At 66.3% G+C, this 19,268-nt stretch carries 20 protein-coding genes; 13 read left to right on the top strand and 7 right to left on the bottom strand.

Features of this window, described 5'->3' with window-relative positions; translation table 11 throughout:
- Positions 1-932: 932 nt before the first annotated feature.
- A complete protein-coding gene (locus AWC16_RS25060; RefSeq protein WP_133055929.1) occupies positions 933-1,139 on the top strand; it encodes a hypothetical protein in 207 nt (68 codons plus the stop codon).
- A gap of 322 nt (positions 1,140-1,461) precedes the next feature.
- Here the strand turns inward: AWC16_RS25060 and AWC16_RS10030 are convergent, their stop codons facing one another.
- On the bottom strand, positions 1,462-1,938 hold the full coding sequence (locus AWC16_RS10030; protein WP_085264737.1) for a hypothetical protein: 477 nt from the start codon (positions 1,936-1,938) through the stop codon (positions 1,462-1,464).
- A 251-nt stretch (positions 1,939-2,189) separates the two neighbouring features.
- Here AWC16_RS10030 and AWC16_RS10025 point away from each other — a divergent pair, with 251 nt between their 5' ends.
- The 3 genes from AWC16_RS10025 to AWC16_RS25055 are packed head-to-tail and all read left to right on the top strand — an operon-like array spanning position 2,190 to position 4,840.
- Entirely contained in the window at positions 2,190-2,504 is a 315-nt protein-coding gene (locus tag AWC16_RS10025) for a DUF2563 family protein (protein WP_085264610.1), read from the top strand.
- Positions 2,486-4,345: a TNT domain-containing protein gene (locus AWC16_RS10020; protein WP_085264609.1), complete on the top strand. Its 1,860-nt coding sequence runs from the start codon at positions 2,486-2,488 to the stop codon at positions 4,343-4,345. The genes AWC16_RS10025 and AWC16_RS10020 overlap by 19 nt, the downstream gene beginning before the upstream one ends.
- 3 nt (positions 4,346-4,348) lie before the next feature.
- Positions 4,349-4,840 (top strand): hypothetical protein, encoded by a 492-nt coding sequence (locus tag AWC16_RS25055; RefSeq protein ID WP_234812202.1) that lies wholly within the window; start codon positions 4,349-4,351, stop codon positions 4,838-4,840.
- On the opposite strand, the gene AWC16_RS10010 is transcribed toward AWC16_RS25055, so the two are convergent.
- Both AWC16_RS10010 and AWC16_RS10005 read right to left on the bottom strand, forming a co-directional pair.
- A complete protein-coding gene (locus AWC16_RS10010; protein WP_085264608.1) occupies positions 4,837-6,387 on the bottom strand; it encodes an acyl-CoA synthetase in 1,551 nt (516 codons plus the stop codon). The genes AWC16_RS25055 and AWC16_RS10010 overlap by 4 nt on opposite strands.
- 54 nt (positions 6,388-6,441) lie before the next feature.
- Positions 6,442-7,473, bottom strand: a complete 1,032-nt coding sequence (locus AWC16_RS10005; RefSeq protein ID WP_085264607.1) for an LLM class F420-dependent oxidoreductase — start codon at positions 7,471-7,473, stop codon at positions 6,442-6,444.
- A 58-nt stretch (positions 7,474-7,531) separates the two neighbouring features.
- On the opposite strand from AWC16_RS10005, the gene AWC16_RS10000 reads away from it, so the two are divergent.
- The 4 genes from AWC16_RS10000 to AWC16_RS09985 are packed head-to-tail and all read left to right on the top strand — an operon-like array spanning position 7,532 to position 11,251.
- Positions 7,532-8,530, top strand: a complete 999-nt coding sequence (locus tag AWC16_RS10000; RefSeq protein ID WP_085264606.1) for a Zn-ribbon domain-containing OB-fold protein — start codon at positions 7,532-7,534, stop codon at positions 8,528-8,530.
- An 8-nt stretch (positions 8,531-8,538) separates the two neighbouring features.
- A complete protein-coding gene (locus AWC16_RS09995) occupies positions 8,539-9,603 on the top strand; it encodes a thiolase domain-containing protein (RefSeq protein ID WP_085264605.1) in 1,065 nt (354 codons plus the stop codon).
- Positions 9,603-10,799, top strand: coding sequence for a thiolase domain-containing protein (locus AWC16_RS09990; protein ID WP_085264604.1), 1,197 nt, complete (start codon positions 9,603-9,605; stop codon positions 10,797-10,799). The genes AWC16_RS09995 and AWC16_RS09990 overlap by 1 nt, the downstream gene beginning before the upstream one ends.
- 26 nt (positions 10,800-10,825) lie before the next feature.
- A complete protein-coding gene (locus tag AWC16_RS09985; RefSeq protein ID WP_085264603.1) occupies positions 10,826-11,251 on the top strand; it encodes a nuclear transport factor 2 family protein in 426 nt (141 codons plus the stop codon).
- A gap of 58 nt (positions 11,252-11,309) precedes the next feature.
- Here AWC16_RS09985 and AWC16_RS09980 read toward each other — a convergent pair whose 3' ends face one another.
- A complete protein-coding gene (locus AWC16_RS09980; RefSeq protein ID WP_085264602.1) occupies positions 11,310-11,846 on the bottom strand; it encodes a gamma carbonic anhydrase family protein in 537 nt (178 codons plus the stop codon).
- Positions 11,847-11,956: 110 nt separating this feature from the next.
- Here AWC16_RS09980 and AWC16_RS09975 point away from each other — a divergent pair, with 110 nt between their 5' ends.
- Positions 11,957-13,129 (top strand): 3-ketosteroid-9-alpha-monooxygenase, oxygenase component, encoded by a 1,173-nt coding sequence (locus AWC16_RS09975; RefSeq protein ID WP_085264601.1) that lies wholly within the window; start codon positions 11,957-11,959, stop codon positions 13,127-13,129.
- Positions 13,130-13,138: 9 nt separating this feature from the next.
- Positions 13,139-13,609: a hypothetical protein gene (locus AWC16_RS09970; RefSeq protein ID WP_085264600.1), complete on the top strand. Its 471-nt coding sequence runs from the start codon at positions 13,139-13,141 to the stop codon at positions 13,607-13,609.
- An 87-nt stretch (positions 13,610-13,696) separates the two neighbouring features.
- Here AWC16_RS09970 and AWC16_RS09965 read toward each other — a convergent pair whose 3' ends face one another.
- Genes AWC16_RS09965 through AWC16_RS09955 form a run of 3 tightly spaced genes read right to left on the bottom strand, consistent with a single transcriptional unit; the run spans position 13,697 to position 16,763 of the window.
- Positions 13,697-14,851, bottom strand: a complete 1,155-nt coding sequence (locus AWC16_RS09965; protein ID WP_085264599.1) for a sulfotransferase family protein — start codon at positions 14,849-14,851, stop codon at positions 13,697-13,699.
- Positions 14,851-15,633, bottom strand: coding sequence for an SDR family oxidoreductase (locus AWC16_RS09960; RefSeq protein WP_109561356.1), 783 nt, complete (start codon positions 15,631-15,633; stop codon positions 14,851-14,853). Before AWC16_RS09960 ends, AWC16_RS09965 begins: the two co-directional genes overlap by 1 nt.
- 2 nt (positions 15,634-15,635) lie before the next feature.
- Positions 15,636-16,763: a hypothetical protein gene (locus tag AWC16_RS09955; protein WP_085264597.1), complete on the bottom strand. Its 1,128-nt coding sequence runs from the start codon at positions 16,761-16,763 to the stop codon at positions 15,636-15,638.
- 97 nt (positions 16,764-16,860) lie between these two features.
- Here AWC16_RS09955 and AWC16_RS09950 point away from each other — a divergent pair, with 97 nt between their 5' ends.
- From AWC16_RS09950 to AWC16_RS09940, 3 genes are read left to right on the top strand one after another with little or no spacing between them, the layout of a single operon-like run.
- A complete protein-coding gene (locus AWC16_RS09950) occupies positions 16,861-17,868 on the top strand; it encodes an IclR family transcriptional regulator (protein ID WP_085264596.1) in 1,008 nt (335 codons plus the stop codon).
- Positions 17,865-18,332 (top strand): nuclear transport factor 2 family protein, encoded by a 468-nt coding sequence (locus tag AWC16_RS09945; protein WP_207572294.1) that lies wholly within the window; start codon positions 17,865-17,867, stop codon positions 18,330-18,332. The genes AWC16_RS09950 and AWC16_RS09945 overlap by 4 nt, the downstream gene beginning before the upstream one ends.
- Positions 18,329-19,261, top strand: a complete 933-nt coding sequence (locus AWC16_RS09940; RefSeq protein ID WP_085264595.1) for a TIGR03619 family F420-dependent LLM class oxidoreductase — start codon at positions 18,329-18,331, stop codon at positions 19,259-19,261. The genes AWC16_RS09945 and AWC16_RS09940 overlap by 4 nt, the downstream gene beginning before the upstream one ends.
- Positions 19,262-19,268: the final 7 nt, after the last annotated feature.

The following is a 19,268-nucleotide window of genomic DNA, read 5'->3' as shown; positions in this document are numbered from 1 at the left end:
CCCGGTCCGCCCTGCGCCAACGGTGGCGGCGGTCCGCCCGGCCCATTAGGTCCACCGGGTGTCACCGAAGAAAATGCCTGCAGTCCCCCGCTCTGGAGGCTCTGTGGGCCGGCGCCAGGCCCGCTGCCACCACCGCCGAGGCCCGGCAGGGAGGAGGTCAGGGGTGATGTACCGCCAAGGCCGCCGCCCGACCCGCCGAAACCGGGCGTTCCACCTCCACCGCCGCCTCCCTGCAAGCCAGGGACACCGCCGGGCGGTCCGGCGGTTCCAGCTGGGACACCGCTCGCAACACTGTTGCCATTATTTCCGGCCTGAGCGCCACGACCGGTCCCACCACCGCCCGTTTGACCGCCCCCACCAGTGCCGCTATTACCTGCCTGAGCGCCATCACCCGTCCCACCGCCGTCTGTTTGACCGCCTCCACCAGTGCCGATGTTGGCGCCTCGGGCGCCTCCGCCTGTGTTTGTAGGCCCGCTGGTACTGGCTTGACCTCCTGCGCCGGTACCAGTCTGGCCGCCGCCACTGCCCCCAGTACCGGTAGATCCGCTAGTACCGGCTGCCGTACCGTTCGAGTTGGCGCCTCCTGCCCTGCCGCCGCCGCCCGTGCTGCCAAAGTTGCCGCCGGTCCCCGCGTTTCCACCGTTGCCGGTAGCTGTGCCATCTCCATTGGCTGTTGTAGGACCGGTGGTACCACCCGTGTCGCCAGCGCCACCCGCGCCACCGTCGCCACCGGTTCCGTTGGTACTTGCGGGTGTTCCGGCACCCGTTCCACCTTGGCCGCCTGCGCCACCGTCGCCGCCGGTGGTGCCACGGCCATCGGTGGGTCGAGAGCCATTGGTCCCGAGGCCGCCCTGGCCGCCGACATAGCTTTGTGCCCTGGTCACCTCGTCCGGGATCGGTTTTCGCGGGGGCGGGACATCGAGGTTTGCGCCGTGGCCTCTCAGCCATTCGTCAGCGTTTGCGCGGACCCCGGTTTCGTCGAACATCCGCTGCGTGGCGTCGACTATCGAATTGTTTGCGGTTATCGCTGCGGTGCTGGCTTGTCGATTCGCCTCAAATACCACGCCACTAATTTTCGCGACCTTCGCTTCTGGCGGTTCATTACTCTTCTGGATTTTGTCAATCTCGTCATTGCCTGATTTCGCGATACTTGTCAATGTCTCGCGCAGGTGGTTCACCGCGGTGACAACACTTTCATTGGCTTCCTTTTTGGTGCGGCACTGGTGAGCAACGTCGAGCAACCGCTTCTTTCCAAGCCGCAGGCGGCTCAGCATATCCTCAAAGGTGTGGCCACTGTTGTTTTCCCCCAGCCAAGTAGCCGCGTTGTTGAGTTCCTCAGCCTCCCTCTGTTTGACATCTGTTTGACTAGACCAAAACGCAACTGCTTCGACCGGACCGGTGGGCGGACCAGGCCACCAAGCACCAATCAACATCTGCGTGAACGGCCTGGAGTCAGGAAGGTCAGTCACCGCACAACTCTCTCATCATGCGATCCTTGGCGTTCGAGTCATTAACGATTGACTGGTATTCTTCAGTAGTGGCCATTCCCCTCGTGCCCATGGCGGCCTGAGTTTGATAGACCGCCGCTAGCTCCCGAGCTGCATTACGATATTCCGAACCTAGGGCTGGCGCGTCGGCGGCAGTTTCAAGCATTAGGGCGCCATTTGTGAGAGCATTACGCGCCAATCCGAGATCGCTTTCTGGACCCGTTGTCTCGATATGCGCGACTTGGGCTGCAAGTCGATAGCTGTCACACAGTTTTGTCTTCGCCTCAGCCTTCTGCGCCGCCGTGTAGGTAGGAGCTGCCCCCGATCCTGACCGCGTGAGCGCCACGATCAACGCGGCTGCCGCAAGGACTACGGCCAGGGCAGCGAGTGTCACTGCTAGCCAGTTGCGGGATCGGACTGGTGCTGGCGGTGCGGGCCAGGGCTGCGTCATGGTCACCTCACGGATGGTAGCCCCGAGTCACGGTTCTTCGCTTACATGTTGTTTCCGCTGTAAGGAGGCCCAAAGCGGGTCGCCGAAAGCCTCATAGCCAGCCAACGTGGTTTCAGCCGCGGCAGGTGTCACGTGGGCATTCGGCGGGCCGTCACCTGATCCACAAATCTCGTTCTTCACCCCGGTGGATTGACGCTCCGTTATCCGGCTGTCAATGTTGATCCACGGCTGACGCATAGGAGGGGCTGGGGATGTTCGTCGATCCAGCGATGCTGAAGGACGGTGCAACCCATTCCCACGGCGCCGCGGACCACGCCCGGGCGGGTGCCGAATCCCTGGATCAAAACGCGGTAACCGCAGGAATTTTCGGCAGTTTCGGCGCCGCCGACGTCTACCACCAGGCGATCTCGACCCGCCACAGCGACCATGTCACTACCCTCAACGATCACCGCCGGGTTCTGACCGATGTCGCCAACAAGGCACACCGCGCCCGGGAAGCCTTCATCGGCATGGACCAGCACAGTGCGGCCGAACTTCGTGCGGTGCGGTGCAACTCCGGCATATAAATCTGGCGCTGCTCATCGACGCCGCCGGCGGTGACCCGTGGCAGGTCAACAACACCTTGCAAAGCGGCAACCCGGCCGTCGTCGACGAGCTCGCGCAGGCCTTCCACAACGCGGGCGCGTGTACCGCCGAGTCCGGCGCGGCATTTGCCGAAGCCCGCCAACGCTTCCAGACGGCCTGGAACCGGGAGAACGGCGAGCATCCGATCAACGACTCGCCCGAAGTGCGGCGCGCCACCACTACGTTGCACCTGCAGCAAACCCAGCTCACCGCGATCGGCACCGACCTGGAGAACATCGCAGCCGCCCTGGCCGAAGCCCAGAAGTCAGCGGCCAAGAAGATCCATGCGCTAGAGGTTCAGCTGCAAGACATCGACAACCGCATCGGGATGTACCAGGAAGCGGACCTCGACACCTCCGAGCTGGAGCAGGTGGCGATCGATGACACTGCCGGCATCCTGCATCAGATCGAAAAGATCCGTGGCGACTACGCAGCCACACTTCAGGACTCAACGAGCAGGCTGTTGTCAGATGGCTACGACGCGGCACCACTGTACGGCTACCGGCCCCTGAGCCCCGCCCCGACAGCGCCGGGCAACCAGTCCGCATTCGATAACCTGTTGCGGGCCAACGATCACGCGGTGCTGGATGCCATGGCCCGAGTGCGGGCCGCTCAAAAGGCCCTCGATGATGCCGCGGCGAAAGCCTATGCGAAGGGTGCCGGCAGCGATGAGGCCCAGCAGGCCATGAAGCGGCTACCGGCGTTGAAGAAGAACCTTGCCGATGCCCTCGATGACCTGGGCAAGATCCCCGACTACTCGACGATCGACCCGGCGTCGGTGCAGCTGGGCAAGGACGGGGCACTGTCGTTCGCCTACACCCTTGACGGTCAGAAGATGGTGGTGACCGGGGTGCTCAAGAACGGTCGCGGCGAGATCTACGACCAGGGCGCCGGAGCCGGCAGCGGGGCGTACTTCACCTATCAGGACGGCAAACTGGTCGCCTCTCGATTCCTCGATCCGGGCCGGGTCACCCCCGATGACGCGCTGCTGCAGAACGTCATCTTCACCGCGGTGGGCGCCGGTCCCGCGGTCAGCGCTGGCAAGGCCGGCGTCGAAGCCGGCTGGCAGGGAATGAGGGCACTATTCGCCCGCGAAGCCCTCGAAGCCGGTGGCGGTAGTGCCGCGGGTCTGAGCGCCGACAATGTGCTGCCGCGCGCGACAGCCCAAGCCGAAATCCGTGCCCACGCCGCCGCCGACGACCTCGCAGTCCACCAGGGACTGCACACCCCGGTCACAACCAGCGGCGACCACGTCCCCCCGCCTGTCACCCACGAACACGCCCCGCATGCCAGCGGCCCACACGTGGCGCCCCAGGCAGCCGAGGTACATCCGCTCCCACCCGAATCACCCTTGTTCGACGGCTACCACCCCATCGAACCCGGACCCCAGTACACCGACTCCGCCGGCCACCTGATCTACCCTAATGACAGCCTGGCCAGCAAGCCCTACGCCATACCGGGCACCGTCATCCCCGACGCCGACTTGGCCGCTGGCACCGAGCTCGGACGATTCGGCTCTGAATACGGCGGCTACATGGCTCCGAAAGGGACGCCATTTGCCGAATTATCACTCCCGCCGGAAAGCGCAACGAAACCGTATCTACGGTATGTCGTCAACGATCCCACGGCGCTGCCGCCCGGCTGGCATATCGAGCAGTCACAAACTGCGCCGTGGTTTCACCAACCCGGTGGCGGAACACAATTCCGAATAATCAGGCCAGACGGAACAACCGGCGCAGTGAATGACTTGGAACGCTTTGGAGTCGTACGGAAGATTGGGTGACAGATGACGGATTTTTCGCGCCTTTCAGAAATTTGGATGGAATGGGCTCCCAGAAGCGGCCTCACTGACGTGGCAGTTTCGGCCAAGTGCGACGATTGCGCGTTCTTGTTCACGTCTGGCGACTATTCGGTACACCTCTATCAGAAGAGCCACTGGTGGATAATTGATACAGTCAACGACCGCAACCAGCGATCAACCAGCATCGCCAAATTTGCCACATTTGAGTTGACGGAAAAATACCTGATCTGGGATTGGGCATGCTCGGCATATCCAAGTCTCGCCTCCGGCGAGTTGGGTGCTGATCTATATAAAAAGGGATATGCGCCCAGTGTTGACGTCACCCCCGTCAACGACGCACACATAAAAATATGCCTGCGGGGCGACTGCGCTGTCCTTATGTCTGGTATATCGACAATATTCAGTCACATCATGCTGATGTCAGTTGAGCAGATTGAGCAAGCAGCCAGGACGGCCCTAGACGACACCACCCCCTAGATCTTCGCTTCCCGACCCTCCCAGTACGGGTCACGCAGCTTGCGCTTGTACAGCTTGCCGTTGGGGTCGCGCGGCATCTCCGCGATGTAGTCGATTGACTTGGGCAGCTTGAACTTCGCCAGCCGTGCCGCCGCGTACTCCATCAGCTCGGCGGTCAGCGCGTCGTCACCGGTCACGTCCTCGGCGGTCTGGACGACGGCCTTGATCGCCTCACCCCACTCCTCGTCCGGCACCCCGAACACCGCGACGTCGAGCACCTTCGGGTGAATGATCAGCTCGTTCTCGATCTCGGCCGGGTAGACGTTGACCCCGCCGGAGATGATCATGTTCGTCTTGCGGTCCTGCAGGTACAGGTAGCCGTCCTCGTCCAGGTAGCCGACGTCACCGACGGTGAACAGGTCACCGGCGCGGTTCTCCTCGGTCTTCTTCTGGTCGTTGTGGTAGGCGAAGGTGGAGCCGCCCATCTGCATGTAGACGGTGCCGACCTCGCCGGACGGCAGCTCGTTGCCCTCGTCGTCGAGCACCTTGACCACCGAATACGGCCAAGCCTTGCCCACCGAACCCGGGTGGGTCAGCCACTCGGCGCCGCTGATCTTGGTGCCGCCGCCCTCGGTGGCGGCGTAGTACTCGGTGATCACCGGGCCCCACCAGTCCAACATCTGGCGCTTGACCTCGGGCGGGCACGGCGCCGCGCCGTGGATCATGTTGCGCAGCGAGGACATGTCGTAGCGGGCGCGCACCTCGGCGGGCAGCGCCAACAGCCGACGGAATTGGGTGGGCACCATGTGGCTGTGGGTGACCTTGTGCTCGTCAATTAGCGCCAGCATCTCTTCGGGGTCCCACTTGTCCATCAGCACCACCTTGTGGCCGAGCTGGATGGAGATCGACGAGAAGTTCAGCACCGCAGTGTGATACAGCGGCGAGCCACAGATGTGTACGTGGTTGTCGAACGGCGCCAGGTCATACAGCGCGAAGAAGCCGGCCGAGGCAACCGGAACCGCGTCGGGGTCGGCGCCGGTCAGCGGACGCTTGACGCCCTTGGGCTTGCCGGTGGTACCGGAGGTGTAGAGCATCGCGGCGCCCATGGTGCGCACGTCGGGCCGGGTTGCCGGCTCCTCGGCGCCCAACGTGGACAGCGGGGCGAACCCCTCGACGTCTCCGACGGCAAACCGCCCCTGGGCGGGCAGGCCGGCCTCGTCCGCGGCGATCTTGGATGCCTCGGCGAACCGCTCGTGAGCGACAACAACCTTCGCGCCGCTGTCGGAGAGGATGTAGCCGATCTCCGGACCGGTCAGGTGCCAGTTGATCGCGACGATGTACAGCCCGGTCTGCATGGCGGCGAAGTACACCGCCAACGTGTCGACGATGTTGGGCAGCACCATCACCAGCACGTCGCCGGGTTCCAAGCCCATTGCCTGCAGGCCACGTCCGTAGCGGTCCGCGCGAGCGGCCAGCTCACCGTAGGTCAGCTGACCACCGTGGACGTCGACCACGGCGACGGCGTCGGGGGTGTCACGGGCAATGTTCCACAGGCCGGCTTCGCTCATCCGGCCAATCTAGAACGCGTTCTAGTGCCCTCGCAAGGCGGGGCCGCGCCCGACTCAGATCAGCGCCGCGAGCTGCTGAACCTGGGCGGTGTCGCGCGCGGCGACCACCATCATGGTCACCCCGGCGGCCTCCCACACCTTGATCTGCTTACGCACGTAGTCGATGTCGCCGACGATCACGGCGTCATCCACCAGCTCGTCGGGGATGATCTCGGCAGCCTTTTCCTTCTGGTTGGTGCGGAACAACTTGGTCACGTCGTCGACGACCTGGCCGTAACCCATCCGGCGGTAGACCTCGGCGTGGAAGTTGGTGTCCTCGGATCCCATACCACCCATGTAGAGCGCCAAGAACGGCTTGATGCCGGCGAACGCCGCGGCACGGTCGTCGGTGATGACCACCTGCGCCGTCGCGCAGATCTCGAAGTCCTCGCGGGTACGCCGCGCCCCCGGCCGGGCGAAGCCCTCGTCCAGCCACTCGTTGTACATGTCGGCCAGCCGCGGGGCATAGAAGATCGGCAGCCAACCGTCCGCGATCTCGGCGGCCAGCGCGACGTTCTTCGGGCCTTCCGCGCCGAGCATCACCGGAATGTCGGCGCGCCGCGGGTGCACGATCGGCTTGAGCGCCTTGCCCAACCCGGTGGTCCCCTCACCGCCCAGCGGCAGTGGGTAGTGCGGGCCCGCACTGGTCACCGGCGCCTCACGCGCCCACACCTGGCGCAGGATGTCGATGTACTCGCGGGTGCGGGCCAAGGGCTTTCCGAAACGCTGGCCGTACCAGCCCTCCACCACCTGCGGCCCGGACACACCCAGTCCCAGGATGTGGCGGCCGCCGGAGAGGTGATCCAACGTCAACGCGGCCATCGCGCAGGCGGTCGGGGTCCGCGCCGAAAGCTGCACCACCGAGGTGCCCAGCCGCACCCGCGACGTCGACGAGCCCCACCAGGCCAGCGGCGTGTAGGCGTCGGAGCCCCAGGCCTCGGCGGTGAAAACGGCGTCGAAACCGGCCTCCTCGGCCGCGGCCACCAGTTCCGCGTGGTTGGTCGGCGGCTGCGCTCCCCAATATCCCAGTTGCAGTCCCAGCTTCATCCTTGGCTCCTTGCTCGCATGCTTGCCACCATTGTTAGAACCTGTTCTACTCGATGCCGTGACTGCCAGCCAAAGCCACCGCGCGCAGATCGATGAGCACGAGCCGCCTCTTTCCGCGCCGTTGAAGTTGTCCTTCGACTACACACGTTCAGTCGGCCCCACCCTCGGCGCATTCTTCACCGCTCTGCGTGAGCGCCGCATCGTCGGCGTCCGAGGTTCCGACGGTCGGGTGTACGTGCCGCCTGCCGAATACGACCCGGTCAGCTACGAACAGCTCACCGAGATCGTACCGGTGGCCAGTGTCGGCACCGTGGTCTCGTGGACCTGGCAGCCGGCCCCGCTGGAGGGCCAGCCCCTGGACACTCCGTTCGCCTGGGCGCTGATCAAGCTCGACGGCGCCGACGTGCCGTTGCTGCACGCGGTGGCGGCGGAGAGTCCCCAAGCGATCAGCACCGGCACCCGGGTGCACGTGCACTGGGCCGACGAGCCCGTCGGGGCGATCACCGACATCGCCTACTTCGAGATCGGTGATGAAGAACCCGCCGCCGAGTCCACCGAGACCACCGATGAGCGCGACCCGGTGAGCATGGTGGTGATCCCGTCCAGCCTGGAGATCCAGCACACCGCCTCGCTGCCGGAGAGCGCATACCTGCGCGCCCTGCAGGAGGGCAAGCTGCTCGGGGCGCGCACCGGCACCGAAGGCAAGCTGTACTTCCCGCCCAAGGAAGCCGATCCGGCCACCGGTCTGCCGTTGGACAACTTCGTGGAGCTGCCCGACAAGGGCACGGTGACGACGTTCGCCATCATCAACATCCCGTTCGCCGGGCAGCGCATCAAGCCGCCGTATGTGGCGGCCTATGTGCTGCTCGACGGCGCCGACATCCCGTTCCTGCACCTGGTGTCCGAGATCGACGCCCACGACGTGCGGATGGGCATGCGCGTCGAGGCGGTGTGGAAGCCCCGCGAGGAGTGGGGTTTGGGCATCGACAACATCGAATACTTCCGGCCCACCGGCGAACCGGACGCCGACTACGACACCTACAAGCACCACCTGTGAGGGGCAGCATGACGCAACGCGATGTCGCGGTGGTGGGCTTTGCCCACGCCCCGCACGTTCGCCGCACCGACGGCACCACCAACGGCGTCGAGATGTTGATGCCGTGTTTTGCTCAGTTGTACTCCGAGTTGGGAATCGCCCAGACCGACATCGGCTTCTGGTGCTCCGGATCGTCGGATTACCTTGCCGGACGGGCATTCTCATTCATCTCGGCGATCGACTCGATCGGCGCGGTTCCGCCGATCAACGAGTCGCATGTGGAGATGGACGGCGCCTGGGCGCTCTATGAGGCCTACATCAAGGTGTTGACCGGCGAGGTCGACACCGCGCTGGCCTACGGATTCGGCAAGTCCTCGGCCGGACAGCTGCGCCGGATCCTGGCCCTGCAGACCGACCCCTACACCGTCGCGCCGCTGTGGCCGGACTCGGTCTCGATCGCCGGGCTGCAAGCCCGGATCGGTCTCGACGGCGGCCAGTGGACCGCCGAACAGATGGCCCGGGTGGCGCTGGATTCATTCGCGGTCGCCGATCGGGTGGACTCGGTGGAGTCCTCCACCAGCCTGGACGAACTGCTGGAACGCCCGTTCTTCGCCGACCCGCTGCGGCGACACGACATCGCGCCGATCACCGACGGTGCCGCCGCGATCGTCCTGGCCGCCGGCGACAGGGCCCGCGAACTGTGCGAGAACCCGGCCTGGATCACCGGTTTCGAGCACCGTATCGAGTCACCGGTGCTGGGCAGCCGCGACCTGACCCGGTCGCCGTCGACCACCGTCTCGGCACTCACGGCCAGCGGCGATGCCATGCCCGCGGTGGACGTCGCCGAGATCCACGCGCCGTTCACCCATCAGCAGCTGATCCTGACCGAGGCGATGCGACTGCCGTCGAAGACGAAGGTGAACCCCTCCGGCGGTGCCCTGGCGGCCAATCCGATGTTCGTCGCCGGGCTGGAGCGCATCGGCTTCGCCGCGCAGCACATCTTCAATGGTTCGGCGGGCCGGGTACTGGCCCACGCCACCAGCGGGCCTGCGCTGCAGCAGAACCTGGTCGCAGTGATGGAAGGACGCAACTGATGGGCCAATTGGCTGCGGTGCTGGGCACCGGGCAGACCAAGTACGTCGCCAAGCGCCAGGACGTGTCGATGAACGGCCTGGTGCGTGAGGCCATCGACCGCGCCCTGGCCGATTCGGGCTCGACGTTCGACGACATCGACGCGATCGTGGTCGGCAAGGCGCCGGACTTCTTCGAGGGCGTCATGATGCCGGAGCTGTTCATGGCGGATGCTGTTGGCGCCACAGGCCCCAACGGCGGCAAACCGCTGATCCGGGTGCACACCGCCGGCTCGGTGGGCGGGTCGACCGCAGTCGTGGCGGCCAGCCTGGTGAAGTCCGGCAAGTACCGGCGGGTGCTGGCGATGGCCTGGGAGAAGCAGTCGGAGTCCAATGCCATGTGGGCGCTGAGCATTCCGGTGCCGTTCACCAAGCCGGTCGGCGCCGGCGCCGGCGGCTACTTCGCCCCGCACGTACGCGCCTACATCCGCCGGTCCGGCGCACCGAACGACATCGGCGCGATAGTCGCGGTCAAGGACCGGCTCAACGGCGCCCGCAACCCGCTCGCGCACCTGCACCAGCCCGACATCACCGTGGAGAAGGTGATGGCCTCCCAGATGCTTTGGGATCCAATTCGTTTCGACGAGACCTGCCCGTCCTCGGACGGTGCGTGTGCGATCGTGATCGGCGACGAGGACGCGGCACAGGCCCGGATCGACGCGGGCGAGCCGGTGGCCTGGATTCACGCGACCGCGCTGCGCACCGAACCGCTGGCCTACTCCGGTCGCGACCAGGTCAATCCGCAGGCCGGTCGCGACGCCGCGGCCGCGCTGTGGAAGGAAGCCGGGATCACCAGCCCGATCGACGAGATCGACGCCGCGGAGATCTACGTGCCGTTCTCCTGGTTCGAGCCGATGTGGCTGGAGAACCTGGGCTTTGCGGAGCAGGGTGAGGGCTGGAAGCTCACCCAGGCCGGCGAGACCGCGATCGGGGGGAAGCTGCCGGTGAACGCCTCCGGTGGTGTGCTGTCTTCCAACCCGATCGGAGCCTCGGGGATGATCCGGTTCGCCGAATCGGCGATCCAGGTGATGGGCAAGGCCGGTGACCACCAGGTGCCGAACGCCCGCAAGGCGCTCGGGCACGCCTACGGCGGTGGCTCGCAGTACTACTCGATGTGGGTGGTCAGCTCCGACAGGCCCGCCCCCAAGCCCGCCAATTGATCCCGCCGATTGATGAGGACCCCCGGATGAACACTGATCACCCCGCACACCTGGCAGGCAAGCGCTCCCGTGACGCCGTAGCAGCCCGCGACAAGGAAGCCTGGCTCTCGAACTTCGCCGACGATGCGATCGTGCAGGACCCGATCGGGCCGTCGCACTTCGACCCGGAGGGCAAGGGTCACCGCGGCCGCGACGAGATCTCGGCGTTCTGGGACAAGGCGATCGCGCCGACCGACAAGATCGAGTTCAACTTCGCCGACACCTTCCAGTGCGGCGACGAGGAAGCCAACACCGGCAACATCACGATCACCATGGCCGGCCACCAGATCGTCACCGAAGGCGTCTTCACCTACCGGGCCAACGAGAAGGGCGAACTTGTCGCGCTGCGCGCCTACTGGGAGTTGGACCGCGCCGCCAAGACGGCTAGGCCAACACCCGCGTCGAACGTGTAGTCAGACCGACTTCCGCGGCGATCTTTCGGTCTGAGTACACGATCGGCGACGAGCGACATCAACCGTCCAGCTCAAACGGCTCCAGGCCGTCGCGGTAACGCTGCGCGAGATCCTGGTAGTACGGCGGGTTCGCGTTGATCCACATCTCGGCGCCGGTACCGGCGATCGGGCCCTTGACGGCGGCGGGCGCACCGGTCACCAGCACTCCCGCGGGGATCTTGGTCCCGGCGAGCACCATCGCTCCGGCCGCCACCAGGGAGCGGCTGCCGATCACCGCACCGTCGAGCACCGTGGCGTGGTTGCCGATCAGTGCCTCGGCGCCGATGTTGGCCCCGTGGATCAGGCACATGTGGGCCACCGTCGCTCCCGGGCCGATATCCACCGGGACACCCGGTGGCACGTGCAGCACCGAGCCGTCCTGCACGTTGGCGCCCTGCCGCACCACGATGGGCGCATCATCGGCCCGCAACACGGCGCCGAACCACACCGAGGCCCCGGCTTCGATGGTGACATCGCCGATCAAAGTGGCGGTGGGAGCGACGAATGCCGTGGGGTCGATCCGTGGCGAGCGACCGTTGAACGAGAACAGCTGCATCGTTCACATATACCAGGGACCAAAGACCCCGAACCAGCAGGGTTTATTGCGCAAACACGTGTCAAAACTGTAACGTGTTCTAGTTAGAAGCAGAGGGTTGGAGGCAACTGGTGAGCACTGACAACGCCGAGGTCGGCGTCCGCCACATCGATACCGGCACACTTCCGGACCGCTATGCCCGGGGCTGGCACTGCCTGGGCCCGGTGAAAGACTTCAAGGACGGCAAACCGCACTCCATCCACGCGTTCGGCGCCAAGCTGGTGGTGTTCGCCGACTCGCACGGTGACCTGCACGTGCTCGACGCCTACTGCCGCCATATGGGCGGCGACCTGAGCCGCGGCGAGATCAAGGGCGACGAGGTCGCCTGCCCGTTCCACGACTGGCGCTGGGGCGGCGACGGCCGCTGCAAGCTGGTCCCCTACTCCAAGCGGACCCCGCGGGTGGCCCGCACCCAGTCCTTCCCGACCGACGTGCGGGGCGGCCTGCTGTTCATGTACCACGACCCGGAGGGCAATCCGCCGCCGGACGAGGTGCGGATCCCGGAGATCCAAGAGTGGTCCAGCGGAGAGTGGACCGACTGGCGCTGGAACAGCATGGTGATCGACTCGAACTGCCGCGACATCATCGACAACGTCACCGACTTCGCGCACTTCTTCTACATCCACTACGGCCTGCCCACCTCGTTCAAGAACGTCTTCGAGGGCCACATCGCCTCGCAGTACCTGCGCAACGTCGGTCGCCCCGACGTCCCGGGCCTGGGCACCCAGTACGGCCAGTCGGTACTGGACTCGGAGGCCTCCTACTTCGGCCCCTCGTTCATGATCAACTGGCTGCACAACAGCTACAGCGGTTTCAAGGCCGAGTCGATCCTCATCAACTGCCACTACCCGATCAGCCATGACCAGTTCCGGCTGATGTGGGGCGTGATCGTGCAGAAGCCCAAGGGCCTGGACGACGCGACCACCGAGAAGATCGCCGACGCGATGACCGATGGTGTCAGCAAGGGCTTCCTGCAGGATGTCGAGATCTGGACCCACAAGAGTCGGATCGAGAACCCGCTGCTGGTCGAGGAGGACGGCGCGGTCTACCAGCTGCGCCGTTGGTACTCGCAGTTCTACGTCGACGCCGCCGACGTCACCCCGGACATGACCGATCGCTACGAGATCGAGATCGATGCCACGGTGGCCAACGAGAAGTGGAACGCCGAGGTCGCCGAGAACCTGCGGGTGCAGGCCGAGGAAGAGCAGGAAGAGAAAGCCGCCGAAACCGTCACGGCAGAGTAGGCCGTAGCCATGGCCCGCGAGGTTCCCGACGCCGGCGAGCTGGCGCGGTCCATGCTGCTGCTCTACGGCCCGCACCACGACCACGACGAGCACGGCGACCACCCCGACGACGACGGCCCCGACACCCGCTACGCGCGGCAGCCGCTGTTCCCGGTCGACCCGGAACGGTATGAGGCGATACGTGCTGCGACCGAACGGGATACGGACCGCTACCTGCATTCGGGCCTGATGCCGGTGGAATGCCGACACTGTACGGCCACCGTCGAGGTGAAGAAGCTGGGGCCCGGATACACCTCGGTGCAATGGAATTCGGACGCGGTGAAGCGGTGCGCGCATTTCACCGCTGAACGCGAGGCCGGCCACACCAGCAGCCGCAGCCGCGGTTGCCCGAAACTGGCGAAGAGCATTCTGCACGCGGTCGCCGAGGGCCACCTGGAGGAGCGCTCCACCGCTCCACCGCCCGGCGACGGCATCGACTGAGCCGCCTGCCTCACCCCGCCAGCAGACGCAGAATCGCACTCCGCGCAGTCGTGGAGTGCGATTCTGCGTCTGCTCGCGCCAGGGAAATCACAGGCCGGCGAAGCGCTCCTGCACCTCTTCAGCGGTTAGGCCGTAGTCGGCCAGCGAGTACTCGTGCTTGGGTGCCCGGGGCCCGGTCTTGCTGGCCGCGTAGTCCTCGGCCATGGCTTGGCGAGCCGCATCCGAGAGCGGCAGACCGAAGCGTTCGTAGATGCCCGCCGCGGTGGCCAGCGGGTCGGCGACGAACTCCTTATAGTCGATGTCGCAGAACTGCGCCTGATCATATTGGGCGCGTTGGGCATTGAACAGCTCCAGCCCGCGAGCCCAGGTCTCCATCTCATCGGCGCCGATCTGCGCGCCGGTGAAGGTGTTCGACTGGCCTTCGGTGGTGTGCTGGGCCAGTGAGCACATCGACGCCAGGATGGTCGCAGGCGGCCGGTGGCACTGCACGACGAGCGCGTCCGGGTAAACCGCCATGATCGCGTCCAGGGCGAACAGGTGGCTGGGGTTCTTGAGCACCCACCGCTTGCCCGGGTCGTTGAGCCCGATCAGTTGCAGGTTGCGGCGGTGCCGCCGGTATGCCGGGGTCCAGTCCTGTTCGGACAGCCAGCGCGAATAGCTCGGCAGATGCGCCAGCGTCTCATAGGACACCGAGTGCAGCGATTGGCGCAGCAACTGCCAGCACTCCTCCAGGCCGTCGGCGGTCATGAAGTGCAGCCCGGTGTAATCCGGGTTCTCCTCGTGGTGCCGGGCGAACTGGGCCTGCATCTGCTGGAAAACCGGGTTGGTGTCCCAGGTTTCGCGCGGCGGCCGGGGCTGAGGGAACTCGGCCAGCCACATCTCCAGGCCCTGGTGCGCCGGGTCGGCGCCCAGCAGCCGGTGCAGCGCGGTGGTGCCGGTGCGGGGCAGCCCGGTGACGAAGATCGGCCGCTCGACGGCGACCTCGGTGTACTCCGGGTGCGCATTCCAACCGGCCTGCGAGAGCAGCCGGGCCACCAGCGCACCGCGCAGGAAGAACCGGTTCATCTTGCTGCCCAGCTCGGTGAGATCTGCCTCGGTGCGGTAGGAATCCAGCAGCACGCCGAGTGCTTCGCGGTAGTTGTCGTCGTCGGGCCCGAAGTCGTCGAGGCCGACCATCTTGGTGGCCGAGGCGTGCAGGTCCTCGACGGTGCCTACATCAATGCGGCCGGTGTGCTCGGTCATCAGTTGTGGTACTCCCCGCAGTTGACGTCAAGGACCTGGCCGCTGATCCCGCTGGCCAGATCGCTGGCCAGGAAGAGCACCGCCGAGGCCACCTCGTCCTCGGTGGGCAGGCGCTTCAGATCGGAGTTCGCGGCGGTGGCGGCGTAGATCTGTTCCACCGTGGTGCCGTACTTGCCGGCCTGATGGGCGAAGTAGCCCTGCAAGGTGTCGCCCCAGATATAGCCGGGCGCAACGGAGTTGACCCGGATACCCTGCTCGCCCAACTCGGAGGCCAGCGACTGCGACATCGCCAGCAGCGCGGCTTTAGCCATCTTGTAGGCACCGTACTTGGGCTGCGAGTGCCGGATCACCATCGAGTTCAGGTTGACAATCGATCCGCCTGCCTCGGCCAGGGCCGGCGTGAACGCCTGGGTCAGGCGCAGTGCCCCGAGCCCGCTGAGCTCGATCGCGTCCCGAATGTGCTGAAACGTGGTTTGCGCCAACGGCTTCATCGACGGCACCCGGAAGGCATTGTTGATCAGCACATCGATGTGGTCGTACTCCGCCGACGCGGCCTCCGCCAGGTGGGCGACCTGGTCGTCGTCGGTGATGTCTGCCGGCACCACCAGCGCGCGACGTCCGGCGGCCCTGACCTGCTTTGCGACCTCTTCCAGGCGATCCGCGCTGCGCGCGACCAGGACCAGGTCGGCGCCTTCGGCCGCGAACCGATTCGCCATCGTGCTGCCGAGGCCCGGCCCGACCCCGCTGATCACAACAACTTTGCCGTCGAGGATTCCAGTCATCTTCACCCCAGCATTCTGTTAGCGATTTGCTGCTGGCGCTGCGCGATACGCGCTCGCCAGCTGTCTTGGGAAATCTTGTTGTGGTCGTAGTACGGCAACGCGGCCGGCACCGCGTCGACATCGACGAGTTCGACGGTCGGACCGTCGGCCTCGGTCAGCTGCCGCGACACCCGCTGCCAGCGGAACTGCAGGAAGCCGCGCCGATGCCCCAGCGTCTCGACCCAGTTGGTGACCCCGGGATCGGTGTCGGAGACCACGATCCGGATCTTGCCGTCCGGATCCGCTTGCGCCTGAGTGCCGTTCAGTGATGTCTGGTGGTTGATGTAGTCCAGCGAGATGTACCACAGGCTGCCCAGCTGAAATCCCAGATACGGCGCATCCGACACCGGCAGGGTGATCACCAGCGCCTGGTCGGGCTCCAGCTCATAGTGCCCGGCCGATGAGTACTGGGTGGCCAGCCCGCCGGGAGTGAGCCGCGGCGCCACCATGGTGTTGACCGGAAGATTGAGGTAGAACCACTGCGGGAACGCCAGCCAGGTCTTGACCCGGTTGATCAGCTGTTTTCCCGCTGCCGCATAACGCTTCTCGATGAGTTGACTGGTCAGCGGCGGCGGTGCGGTGCCCTCGGTGTCGGTCCGGGCGATCGAGAGCGTGCCGCGCTGGGCGGCCCAGTCGTTGTAGACCTCGCGGATCACCAGCTGCGCCGGGGACTTCGGCTGGAAACGCCAGGTGAAGCCACCATCGGCGGCGATGCTGAGTTCGCGGTCGTCGAACGCCGCTTCGCTGGGCGGAACATTGGCGTCGGTGTATTCGCCGCCGAGCAGTTGGAAGCTCAGGTCGGTGGTGGTGCCGCGGGTGCCGCGCACCACGTACTCATTGCCCGGACGCACGACGGTGCCGAAGTACAGCGTGTCGGGATTGTCCAGCCCCATCTTGGTGAACGGTCCGGTGCCCGACAGCAGGAACGGGTGGTCGCGTTCGCTGTTGAACGCGGCGTGCACGCACGCTTCCACGCCGCCGGCCAGATACTGCAGGCCCTCGAGCAGGTCGGCTTCGGTCTCGATGTGAGGGGCCGCGGCTACCAGTTTCTCCGCCTCGGCGATCGCGGCCGAAAGCGGTTCGGAGTACATCGCTGCAGCACCTCCCAAATCTGTCTGGCGGTCCAATATTGGACCAGCATGGTAGATATCTTGAACTAACCTTAGACCGTCGCGGTAGCATGCTGCAATGGCTGTGCCTGGAAAAGCGGCGTCTGAACAAGCGGCGCCCCGACACGTCGTGCGGTCATCCCCCCCAACCGAGCGGGTGGTGACCATCCTGGATTTCCTGGCCCGCCATCCCGACCAGGGCTTCGGCCTTTCCGAACTGGCCCGCCGCACCGGCCTGGCCAAGCCCACCTGCCTGGGCATCGCCACCGCCCTGGCCGAAGCCGGGTACCTGACCCGCGACGACCCGGACAAGACCTACCGGCTGGGGCCGGGGCTGATCTCGCTGGGCCGCGCCGCCCAGCAGTCGCTGCGGGTCGGTCCTGAGGCACGCGAGCAACTGCGCCGGCTCTCCGCGGATTTCGCCACCTCCGTCGCGCTGAGCGCGGTGGTCGATGATCGGATCACGGTGCTGGAGTTGGTGGCGGCACCCAACGCGCATCCGGGGGTTCAGCGAGGCTCGACGCAGGAGAGCCGAAGCTGGAACCGCCGCACAAACCCGGGGGTCCAAGCCGGCCAGAGCTATCCGTTCGCACCCCCGGTCGGGCTGATGTTCGTGCTCTGGGATGACTCTGCCCTGCGGGACTGGCTGGCCCGGCAACCCACCATCCCGCTGCGCTCGGAGAGCGAGCGGCTTGAGCGCGTCGTCGCCGAATGCCGTTCCGACGGTTATCTCGTCGAGCGACTGACCCCGGGCGGACAACGGCTCTACGGTCTGATGGCGGGCCTGTCCAGCGACCTGCCCGACGAGCTGCGGGCCCTGCTCGGCGAGCTGGTCTCCGATATCGGCGAGCGGGTATATCTGCGCAGTGAGGCCGGTGGCCGGGGTCGTCACGACATCAGCGTCATCTCCGCGCCGGTCTACGACCACCATCAGCGCCAGGCCATGGTGGTGTCCCTGCACGCCCAACGGGCACTGACCGACACGGAGATCACCAAATGGGCGCGCGGGTTGCTCCGGACCGCCGATGCGCTCACCGCGCAACTCGGCGGGACCAAGCCGGCGCCGCTGTTGGGGTCGGCGCCATGACCGAGCTGGCCTTGTCCGTTGCCTCACAGCTGGAGCTGTCCGAGCTCGTGCACCGTTACGCCGGCTACGTCGACGCCCGCCGCTTCGACGAGCTGGCTGAGCTGTTCACCGCGGACGCCGAACTGGTGCTGCCGAATCCGCCGGATCACCTGGAGCCCTGCGTGCGCCACCGGGGCCACGCCGGCGTGCGGGATGCGATGTCTGCGTTGTCGGCGGTGACTCGCACCCACCACGGCATCGTCGGCGAGTTCTACACCGGGCAAGCCTCCGGCGATGTGGCGACCGGCGCGGTCACCGGGGTGGCGCACCACTGGGTCGACAGCGGCGGCAAGTTCATCGACCACGTCTGGTACCTGCGCTACAGCGACACCTATCGCCGCGTCGAGCAGGCCTGGCGGATCGCGGTGCGCGAGCTGTCGATCGACGCGATCGAATCCCGGCCGGCCTGGCAGGTGCGGCCATGATGGCACCCCAGATCTCGTTGCAGCTGAAGACTTTCACCGACGACCCCGGCCATGACTGGTCCACCACGCTGGCCCTGGGGCGGGCGATGGACGCCGCCGGAGTGGATCGCGTGGTGGTCTCCGATCATGTTGTGTTCGGCGAGAACCCGGACGCCTACGCCGACCCGCGGCTCGGCGGGATCGCCGGCGGACGCCAGCCGACCGGGCCCGACGGCCAGTGGCTGGAACCCCTGATCGTGCTGACCGCACTGGCTGCGACCACCACCCGTATCCGCCTGGGCACCGCGGTGCTGCTGGCGGCCCTGCGCCGGCCGGCCGTGCTGGCCAAGCAACTGGCCACCCTGGACGTACTGTCGGGCGGGCGACTGGATCTCGGGGTGGGCGTCGGCTGGCAGCGCGAGGAGTACGAGGCCGCGGGCCTGTCGTTCGAGCGCCGCGGGCGGCTCCTGGACCACACCCTGGAGGTGTGCCAGACACTGTGGACCCGGAACCGCAGCAGCTACGCCTCCCCGGAGTTGTCCTTCGAGAACATCCATCAGATGCCCAAACCCGTTCAGCCCGACGGTGTTCCGATCTGGGTGAGCGGGACCGTCAACGACGCCGTGGCGCGCCGGCTGGCCCGGTTCGGCTCCGGTTGGATCCCGTGGGGCCCGGCGATGCGCGACCCGGCCGGCGCCATCGCGGCGATGAAGGACCGCATCGCCGGCCTGGACGGGGATCCCGCCGGCCTGCAGGTGCTGGGCCATGCCACCACCGTCAAGAACCCGGACGGCTCGATCGACCCCGCCGCCACCGCAGCCTCGGCACCGGCGCTGGTGGCCGCCGGAGTCACCGATGTGCGCGTCACCTGCTCACTGCCGTCCGACACCGGCCGGGCCGCTGACCTGCTGAGCGAACTCGTCGGGGCGTTTCGCTCCGCCACCCGTTGAGGAGACA

Origin of the sequence: Mycolicibacter longobardus, from assembly GCF_002102265.1 — a bacterium.
In the GTDB taxonomy this organism is placed as follows: Bacteria; Actinomycetota; Actinomycetes; order Mycobacteriales; family Mycobacteriaceae; genus Mycobacterium; species Mycobacterium longobardum.
The sequence above is the reverse complement of the archived record's forward strand: the minus strand, read 5'-3'. Positions and strand labels throughout refer to the sequence as shown.

Bases quoted from the DNA above. Each gene is read 5' to 3' on its own strand.
- AWC16_RS09990 (WP_085264604.1), top strand. From the start codon at position 9,603: ATGGGCCAATTGGCTGCGGTGCTGGGCACCGGGCAGACCAAGTACGTC.
- AWC16_RS10025 (WP_085264610.1), top strand. From the start codon at position 2,190: ATGTTCGTCGATCCAGCGATGCTGAAGGACGGTGCAACCCATTCCCAC.
- AWC16_RS10005 (WP_085264607.1), bottom strand. From the start codon at position 7,473: ATGAAGCTGGGACTGCAACTGGGATATTGGGGAGCGCAGCCGCCGACC.
- AWC16_RS09995 (WP_085264605.1), top strand. From the start codon at position 8,539: ATGACGCAACGCGATGTCGCGGTGGTGGGCTTTGCCCACGCCCCGCAC.
- AWC16_RS09965 (WP_085264599.1), bottom strand. From the start codon at position 14,851: ATGACCGAGCACACCGGCCGCATTGATGTAGGCACCGTCGAGGACCTG.
- AWC16_RS09985 (WP_085264603.1), top strand. From the start codon at position 10,826: ATGAACACTGATCACCCCGCACACCTGGCAGGCAAGCGCTCCCGTGAC.
- AWC16_RS09960 (WP_109561356.1), bottom strand. From the start codon at position 15,633: ATGACTGGAATCCTCGACGGCAAAGTTGTTGTGATCAGCGGGGTCGGG.
- AWC16_RS09950 (WP_085264596.1), top strand. From the start codon at position 16,861: ATGGCTGTGCCTGGAAAAGCGGCGTCTGAACAAGCGGCGCCCCGACAC.
- AWC16_RS09955 (WP_085264597.1), bottom strand. From the start codon at position 16,763: ATGTACTCCGAACCGCTTTCGGCCGCGATCGCCGAGGCGGAGAAACTG.
- AWC16_RS09945 (WP_207572294.1), top strand. From the start codon at position 17,865: ATGACCGAGCTGGCCTTGTCCGTTGCCTCACAGCTGGAGCTGTCCGAG.
- AWC16_RS10030 (WP_085264737.1), bottom strand. From the start codon at position 1,938: ATGACGCAGCCCTGGCCCGCACCGCCAGCACCAGTCCGATCCCGCAAC.
- AWC16_RS25055 (WP_234812202.1), top strand. From the start codon at position 4,349: ATGACGGATTTTTCGCGCCTTTCAGAAATTTGGATGGAATGGGCTCCC.
- AWC16_RS09980 (WP_085264602.1), bottom strand. From the start codon at position 11,846: ATGCAGCTGTTCTCGTTCAACGGTCGCTCGCCACGGATCGACCCCACG.
- AWC16_RS10010 (WP_085264608.1), bottom strand. From the start codon at position 6,387: ATGAGCGAAGCCGGCCTGTGGAACATTGCCCGTGACACCCCCGACGCC.
- AWC16_RS09970 (WP_085264600.1), top strand. From the start codon at position 13,139: ATGGCCCGCGAGGTTCCCGACGCCGGCGAGCTGGCGCGGTCCATGCTG.
- AWC16_RS09940 (WP_085264595.1), top strand. From the start codon at position 18,329: ATGATGGCACCCCAGATCTCGTTGCAGCTGAAGACTTTCACCGACGAC.